Genomic DNA, 8,753 nt, shown 5'->3' on the forward strand with positions numbered 1-8,753 from the left:
GTCAGAGGACATTGAACTGGAAGGGTATCAGACAGGTGCACTTTTCCGAGTTCACGCCGCCTGCGCTGCGGTGGCTCCGCGCTCCTCTTCTTGGAGCGCCAACGTCTTGCGGTACTCCGCCGCTTCCGCGAGCTGGGTCAATTCGAACTCTCCGTGGTGCTTGCGGACAGCCGCGGCGATCTCTTCCAGGCTGACGCGGAAGAACTCTTTGCGCTCGTTGATGCGATTGACGCGCCGGTCCGTGAAGGCGCGGTGCAGTGCGCTCTCCAGCGCGGGAGCATCCGAGGTCCGGATGATGGCATGCACGTCGAACTCGAAGGGGACGGAGGCGTCCCCCAATTCGTCGATGCGGTCCTGCGGCACCAGCCTTCGCGTCATCCCCAGCTTGTAGACGCCTTCCCCGAACGAGCCGATGTTGGAGATGACGTAGACGTGTCCCGTCCGCGTGAGCTGCGCCTGGGAGATGGCCCGCTGCTTCTCCATGTCCTCGGCCACCCGGCGCTCCAACTCCGCGATGCGTTCCTGCATCCGTTGCTGTTCGGGCCCCTTGGCTTTTTCGTAGTCCAGCCGGGCCCGGGCCAGGGCGTCCGCATCGCGTTTGGCTTCACGCTCCGCTTCCAGCTTCGCCTTCTCCAGCTCTCTCTGGGCGGCCTCTTCCTCCCGCATCTGCTCCCGGATGCGGCGCTGTTCGTCCCGCTCCTGTTGCACCTTCTCCGAGTACTCGTACGCCAGGAGCAACTCATCCCGCTTCAGCTTCACGTACTTGCGCACGATGACGCACTGCTGGATCTCCGTGAGGCTGTTGATGGCCGCTGCCGCCTTCTCGAGGCGCGTCTCCATGGCCTTTACGTTCTTGTACGTCACCTTCGCGATGCAGGCGTCCGCCTCGCCGTTGAAGGCGCGCAGCATCAGCTTCAGCGTCCGGTCCGTCTGCTTCCTGCCTTCCGCCTTGCTGCCGTTGACCTCCCATTCCAACGAGCACGTTGCCGCCTGCTTGTCCTTCAACATCTGCTTCTGGCCTTCGCGGAGCGTCTCCAGCCGGTCCTCGTATTCCTTCACCGAGGAGAGGGCATACACGGGCTTGTAGAACCCGAAGGAGAGCAGGACGGCCTCCTCCTCCAACTGCTTCAGCTCCGCCTTCAATCGGCCGATTCCCGATTCCAGTGCCGTGCGCTCCGTGTTCGCCTGGAGCCGCCGTGCCTCCGCTTCCGCCATGGCCCGTTTCGCGGCCTCCGTTGTCCGGGTGGCTTCGTCGCGAATGCGTGTCAGCTCCGCCTTCGCCCGCGTCTGTTCCGCGGCGACGGCCTGCTCGACATCCGCCTTCGCCTTCGCAAGCTGTGTCTCCACCCGCCTCTGTTCCGCGGCCAGCGCACCGTCCGCCTCGCTCCGTGCGCGAGCCAGCTCCTCCTGGACGCGTTTCTTCTCTGACGCCATGGCCGCGTCCGCGTCCGTTCGCGAGCGCGTCAGTTCTTCAGCGACCCGGCGCCTCTCGGCTTCCAGGTCCAGGATGGGCTTGAACCGATCCTGCACGGCCTGGAGCTGAAGCCGGGTCCGGAACCACAGTCCCACGAAGAGAAGGGTCAGCACTCCCAGCGAAATGGCAATGATTGACATGGGTGTCCCCCCACCGAAGCGGGAAAGTCTAGGTCAGGCACTCAGGGAACGCATCCGACCCTCGGCGGGCGGGTCGTCGCGGACCACCACGGGCAGCTCCGCCGCGTCCTCTTCCCGGAGCAGCGTGTCGATGCGTGCGATGATCCGCGCAACCTCTTCCGAGGGTGAGCGGAACCAATCCGTGGACCAGATGCGATGCAGCCGCCACCCCAGCCCCGTCAACACCTGGTCTCTCAGCCGGTCGCGATCCCTGGCGGATCGTGAGCTGTGATAGCGCGCACCGTCGCACTCCACGCCCAGGATGTAACGGCCGGGATGACGGGGATGCCGTATGGCCATGTCGATGAAATAGCCCGCGACGCCCACCTGGGGCACGACCTCGTAGTGGTGTGCCGCGAGCGCTTTCGCCACCGCCACCTCGAAGTCCGAATCCGGCGGGCGTCCACTGCCCACGCCGTGGGCCACGATGGCACCCTGGGCCTCCAACAGGTAACGCTGCAGGACGCGCATCCCCCGGGGACTGCTCTCCTGCACCTTGAGGTCCGTTGGGTCGAACGACGCGAACACCGTCAGCGCACACCGTGCCCGGGTGAAGAGCACGTTCAAGCGTCGGTAGCCGTCCGCCTGGTTGATGGGCCCGAAGTTCTTCCGGAAACGGTTCTCCCGATCGTTGCCGAACGTCACCGAGACGAAGATGGCGTCGCGCTCGTCGCCCTGGACGTTCTCCAGGTTCTTCACATCGAAGGGATTGGGCGTCTTCGCCCAGGACGCCAGGAAGGCCGCGAGCCGTGCATCCTTCTTCTCCTCCGCCAGCACGAGCGCGTCGATGAGTTCCCGCTGCTTCGAGTTCAGCGTGACGACCAGCAGGCTCTGGGTGGGGCGGGTGTGCGCATGCTGCCGCACGGCCTCCACCACCGCGCGGGCCTCGGGCTCGTTGCGATTGGACTCATAGAGCCCGTCCTTCACCCGTTCAAAGCGCAGCCCCAACCCCTCCAGGTGCTGTCCGGGCGCGGGAAAGACGATGAGGTCTCCGTTGTAGAACTCCCGGTTGCTGAAGGAGATGAGCGCCGGGTGCCGGGAGCGGTAGTGCCAGCGCAGCATGCGCATGGGGAAGCGCCGCGCGGCGGCCACCAGGATGCTCTCCGATTCATCCAGGAGGGACGGGCCCCGTGCCTCCTCGGGCTCAGTGGCTTCGTCACCCGTGTCGTCGTCGTCCCGTTCGAGCTGCGCGAAGAAGCTCGTGGGCGGAAGCTGCTCCGGGTCTCCAACCACCACCAGTTGGCTGCCCCGGGCGATGGCGCCCAGCGCGTCCTCCGGGCGGAGCTGGCTGGCCTCATCCATCACCACCAGATCGAAACGCAGGTGCCCGGGTGGCAGGTATTGGGACACGGACTGCGGACCCATCATGAAACAGGGCATCAGCGCCTGGAGCGCGCTTCCCGCGCGTTGCACCAGCTCACGGATGGAGACGTGGCGCTGCTTCTTGCCCAACTCGTGCTGGATGAGCTGTACCTCCGTCAGGCCCGCCACCTTCTGCGAGTGCACGCCCTGCGGCACCGGCCGACGGCTGAGCTGATGCGCCAGGTTCGGTCCCTGTTGCCCGATGAGCTGTGCATCCAGTCGCGCGAAGTCCTCCCGCTGCGCGGCGTGCACGGCGCCCGTGAACTGATCGAGCTCCGGCTGTTCCCTCAAGACGGACTCGGCGAGGGACCGGAAGAAGACAGCGTCGAAGGCGGCGAGCAGCTTCGTCGCCAGCGCAGGCCGGGAGTCGATCCGCGCCAGGAACGCGGCGGTGGAGCGCAGGCGGGTCACCGCGTGCCGGTGCCGCTGGTACGCGGCCCAGCCGGGAAGGGTGGTCGCGCGCTCCAGCGCCCTGTGCAGCCGCCGCACGGTGGCCGCGAGCGGTGACTCGGAGGCCGCGTCCTCCCAGGTTCCGGGCTCCATGTGTCCCAGTTCCTGCGCCCGTGCTGTCGCGTCACGGTAGTCCCGCAGGCGGGCTTCCACGTCGTGGCTCCGCGCCCCCAGGTCCGCGTGGCGACGCACCGTGTCCTCCCGCAGCAGCCAGCCCGCGAAGCCTTCGGGCAGGGGCGCCGCGAGCACGTCATCGACGTAGCGCGCGAGCGCCCGGGGGCCGGCCGTGAGCGTCTTCCTTCCCTGGTACTCCGTGCCCAGCAACGCGGACGCCGCCGCATGGTCCTTCAGTCGCTCCGCTGCCTCGCACGCCTCGCGCACGGTGCGCACCTGGGCCTGGAGCTGGACCAGGGGCAGTGAAGGCGGCGCATCCGCCCTGCGGGCCTGGTCCAGGACCTCTCCCAGGTGGACGCGGAGCGCACCCAGGCTGGCTTTCACCTGGGACACGGGTTCGGTGTTCCACGAGTTCTTCCGCAGGTGCATGCGCGTTGCGGCTTCCCGAACCGCGTCGCTCACGTTGCGGGCCTGGCTGTGCGCATCCCCCTGGGCCGAGGCCTTGGCGATCGCCTCGCGCCAGCGATTCGCGGGCAACTCCAGGGCCATGCGTGCCAGGGGCTCGACGCTGGTGCCCATGGGGCGCAGCAGCGCTTCCACCTTCCTCCAGACCTCCACCCACGAAAGGAGTCGATCGAAGCGCGTCGCGGTTCCCTGGAAGCGCTCGCCCAACAGCTCGCGCAGAGAGGCGTCCGCCTGGAAGCGCTCACGTGCCGCGTGATGCGCCAGCAGGTCGTTGTACCCGAGGATCAGCAAGGGCCGTGTCGGCCGCTGACCATGGGCCATGGCCTGGAAGTCACGCCGCGCGGAGCGCCACCCCCGCGACAGCCACGGGATGAACGGTGCGGTCGACACGGCGACGGCATGCGCCTTCAGCGTCTCCAGGGAGGGGACGAGCTCGGGCATGAAGCGGACGGCGAGGGCTCGCGCCTGTTCGTCCAGGTCGTCGCGGGTGCGCGCCGCGTTTCGCAGCAGCTCCTCCGCTGCTGGCGTCACCCAACGGGCATCGCGCCAGTCCAGGGCGCCGTCGTCCAGCCCCGCCATCGCATCCACGACCCGCGCGAGCGTCTGGATCATCGCGGGCGTCAAAGGCCCTTCGAGCCCCAACACGGGAGCGAGTCCTTCCGCGAACGCACGTCCCTGGTCGACCGCCGCCAGCGCGTGCTCCACCGCTTCACGGGCCCGCGCCACGGTGAGCAGCGGGGTGTCCGGGGTGAAGAGCCGCAGGCAGGTGTCCAGCAGCGCCTCCGCACCCTTCAGGGCCTCCGCGGTCAGGTCCTCGCGGGAGCGCCAAGCGGCCTCCAGACCTGCCCACTGCCGTTGCACCGACTCGATGGCATCCAGGAGCGAGCGCAAGGCGTCACGGTTCGCAGGCTCCAGGAGGGCGGATTTAAGGCCAGGACGAGGTGGCGTCGGGGGCTCGGGCAGCAGATGCACCGCGCTCACGAAGGCGTCCGCCGCGAGGGCGCTGTTCCGGAGGGCCATCCCCGTGAGGGGGGCCAGTGCCGCCAGGGACTGCTCCAGGCCCAGCGCGGCTTCCTTCCATGCGGTGGTCCGCTCAATGAGCGCCTGGCAATCCCCGGCGCTCAGGTTGGGATTCTTGATCCCGGACCAGGGATGCTCGGAGGGCAGGGGCGCGACGCGGAGGATGTCCTTGAACTGCGCCGCGAGTCCCCGGAGCGCTTCGCGCACTTCCTCCAGTGCCGTGGGGGACACGCTCGCGGCCGCCTCGATGCGCACGTCCTTGAGCGCAGCGACTTCATCCCCCAGCTCTGTTTCGGACCGGCTCACCCTCCAGAAGATGTCGTGCGGCGTCAGCTCCAGGCCTCCCTGGGCCGAGTGCAGTCGCTCGGTGTGCGCGCGCAGGACGCCAATGGCCTGCGTGACCTGGGCTCCCAGGGGTCCTGTCGCGACTGCCGTGGGCCGTTGTTTCAGCCGTCTGCGCAGGTCCTCCATGAACTGCTGCTTCTGGGTCTTGTGGCTGTGCAGCTCCAGGCAGAAGTCGCCCAGCCCCGCCTGCTGGAGTCGTCGGGAGACGACCTCCAGGGCCGCCATCTTCTGCGTGACGAACAGCACCGTCTTGCCCGCCGCCAGCGCCGCGCCGATGAGGTTGGTGATGGTCTGGGACTTCCCCGTGCCCGGGGGGCCCTGGACCACCAGACTCTCGCCCCGAAGCACGTCCACCAGCACGCTGTGTTGGCTGCTGTCCGCGTCCGTGATGAGCGGAGGGACCTCCGACGCGAGCGCAGGTGAGTCCAGGTCATAGACATCACTCCGGCGCTCAGCGATGGCGGGTGCGGCGCCGCCATTGGATTCCTTTTCCTGCCTGCCACCCAGCAGCGTCCGAACCTGGGGACTGGACAGCAGGGGGCTCGAATCGGGCCAGCGACCCGGCTCCAGATCCCGCCACATGAGCAGCCGTCCAAAGGACAGCAACGTCAGGGTGACCTGCCGCTCCAACCCCCACCCAGGACGCACGTTCGCCAGGAGCGTGTTCACCTTCGCGAAGTACGCCTCCAGTCCTTCGTCCGCATCGAACACGGGCAGCGCGATGCCGAACTCCTGCCGCAGCTTCTCCTGGAGCGTGAGGTTCAGCTCGATGGACTCTCCCTCGTTGTAGTCCACCTCGTAGGCGTGGACCTGCGTCTTCGCATCAGGCGCGTTGCGCCGGAGGCTGACCGGCATCAGCACCAGTGGCGCGCTGCGCGGCTTCTCGCGCGCGACATCCCCTGGCTCGTACCAGCGCAGGAATCCGAAGACGAGGTGGAGCAGGTTCGCCCCCGTCTCCTGGATGGCGGTCTGCGCGAGTCCCTGCAATTGACGCAGTTGGGACTCCAACTCCTCCGGAAAGTAGAGCGTCTGGACGTGGCGGTCCTGGTGCTTGCGCGAACCGGCTGCACCGTCCGTTGTGGCAAGCGGCAGCTCGAAGCGGGTGTCGATGCCCAGCCGTTCGGCCTCTTGGGTCGCCAGCCGTTGCCGGGACACGGGAGGCGCGACGGCCTCCATCGTGAGCACTCCGGGACGCGGCTCCTTCGCGGGAGCTTCGCGTTCGGGTTCAGGCACTGGCAGGAACGTGAGCGCGCGATGGTTGCTCAACCGCTCGAAGATGATGCCGGGAAGCTCATCCACCAGCCGCAGCGACGTCCGCACGGTATGCCGGAAGTGGAGGAGCCGATTGGATGCACTCAGATCCAGGAGCCGCGTGCGCTGCCGTTCAAGCTCCTTCAGCAGGACCGGATCTTGCGGAGTCATCGGTGCGTGCCCCTCCCCGGGTCGTCACGCGAAGGGCGACCTGGCACGCAGTGTTCTGACGCTTTCTGCGGAGCGGGGGCATCCCCCGTGAGGGGTATGGACAACTCCAAATGGAATCGCCGCCTCGCTTCCGGAGGCTCCGGAGGCGGGCGGCGATGGGGACTGCGCTTGCGCGTGGACTACCGGCGCTTCATCGCCGCGTCCGCGTGCTTCTCGCGGAACTCGGAGTAGGGGCCGTTGAAGTCGAGCACTTCCTTGCCCGCCTCCAGGCTCCAGATGCGCGTGGCGACCTCGGAGATGAGCTCCTGGTCGTGCGTGACGACGATGACCGTGCCCTCGAACTTCTGGAGGCCTTCGGCCAGCGCCGCGATGGACTCCAGGTCCAGGTGGTTCGTCGGCTCGTCCAGGATGAGCACGTTGTCCTGCATGATCATCAGCTTCGACAGGAGCACGCGCACCGTCTCACCACCGGAGAGCGTGTCCGTGTTCTTCATCCGCTCTTCACCGGAGAACAGCATCCGGCCCAGCACGCCGGAGATCTCCTCGTTCGTCAGCTTCTCGCTGATCTCCCGCAGGTAGCCGAAGCAGGTCGTGCCCTTGTAGATGACCCCGTGGTGGTCCTGCGGCAGGTAGCCCACCGACGCCTGATGGCCCCAGGTGATGGTGCCCGCGTCCGGCTCCGTCTTTCCGGCCAGCATCTTCACCAGCGTGGACTTGCCCACGGCGTTTCGGCCGATGACGCAGATGCGCTCGCCCTTGCAGACCAGGCCGGTGAACGGCTTGATGACCTGCACGCCGTCGTAGGACTTCTTCAGGCCCTCGAACATCAGCGTCTGCCGGCCGCTGACCACCTTCTGATCAAACCGGATGAAGGGCCGCGCGATGTTCGAGCGCTTCAGGTCCTCCGTCTTCAGCTTGTCGATCTGCTTGATGCGGCTCTGCACCTGCGAGGCGCGCGTGCCGGCGTGGAAGCGCGCCACGAAGTCCTGCAACTGGAGGATCTTCTTCTTCTTCTCCTCCGTCTCCGACTCCACCCGGGTCCGCAGCTGCGACTTCTGACGGACCATGTCGTCGTAACCACCCGTGTACTGGATGATGGTCTCGTAATCGATGTCCGCGATGTGCGTGCAGATGGAGTTCAGGAAGTGCCGGTCGTGGCTGATGGTGATCAGCACGCCCTCGTACTGGTGGAGGAAGGTCTCCAGCCAGCGGATGGAATCGATGTCCAGGTTGTTCGTGGGCTCGTCGAGCAGCAGCCCGTCCGGCTTGCCGAACAGCGCCTGCGCGAGCAACACACGCAGCTTCAGGCCGCCCGTCAGCTGGCGCATGGGCTCTTCGTGGAAGGCCTCGTCGATGCCAAGGCCCGCCAGGAGCGTGGCCGCGTCGCTCTCCGCGGAGTAGCCGTCCTCTTCCGCGATGACGCCTTCCAGCTCACCCAGCCGGTTGCCGTCCTCCTCGGTGATGTCGGACTTGGCGAGCAGCTTGTTCTTCTCATCCATCGCCGCCCACAGGTGGCGGTTGCCCATCAGCACCACGTCCAGGACGCGGTCGTTCTCGTAGCGGAAGTGGTCCTGGCGCAGGATGCCCAGCTTGCGCGGGCGGATGATGTCGCCCATGTCCTGCTCCTCGTCACCGGCGAGGATCTTCATGAAGGTGGACTTGCCGGCCCCGTTCGGACCGGTCAGGCCGTAGCGACGGCCCGGCGAGAAGGCGACGTTGACCTCCTCGAAAAGTTTCTTGGGCCCATAGGCCTTGGAGACGTTGATGACGTTGAACATGGCGGCGGCTTGTAGCGGAAATGGCGCGTCCACCAAAGACGCGCGGTGAATCGGGGCCCGGCGGCGTACCGGAGGACCCAATGTAACCGCCGGCACGCCCCGGAAATGCCGGCTTCCCACCCCGTTTCCAGGCCCCCCCTGGCC

General features: G+C 67.2%; 3 protein-coding genes. All 3 read right to left on the reverse strand.

The window, feature by feature from the left end:
* Nucleotides 1-51: 51 nt before the first annotated feature.
* The 3 genes from D7Y13_RS07155 to D7Y13_RS07165 all read right to left on the reverse strand — a co-directional run bounded on the left by D7Y13_RS07155 (nucleotide 52) and on the right by D7Y13_RS07165 (nucleotide 8,609).
* Nucleotides 52-1,614: an SNIPE associated domain-containing protein gene (locus D7Y13_RS07155; RefSeq protein WP_120581930.1), complete on the reverse strand. Its 1,563-nt coding sequence runs from the start codon at nucleotides 1,612-1,614 to the stop codon at nucleotides 52-54.
* Between the two features lie 33 nt (nucleotides 1,615-1,647).
* Entirely contained in the window at nucleotides 1,648-6,831 is a 5,184-nt protein-coding gene (locus D7Y13_RS07160) for a PDDEXK-like endonuclease domain-containing protein (RefSeq protein WP_120581931.1), read from the reverse strand.
* A 179-nt stretch (nucleotides 6,832-7,010) separates the two neighbouring features.
* A complete protein-coding gene (locus D7Y13_RS07165; protein WP_120535691.1) occupies nucleotides 7,011-8,609 on the reverse strand; it encodes an ABC-F family ATP-binding cassette domain-containing protein in 1,599 nt (532 codons plus the stop codon).
* Nucleotides 8,610-8,753: the final 144 nt, after the last annotated feature.

Source organism: Corallococcus praedator (assembly GCF_003612125.1).
Taxonomy (GTDB): Bacteria; Myxococcota; Myxococcia; order Myxococcales; family Myxococcaceae; genus Corallococcus; species Corallococcus praedator.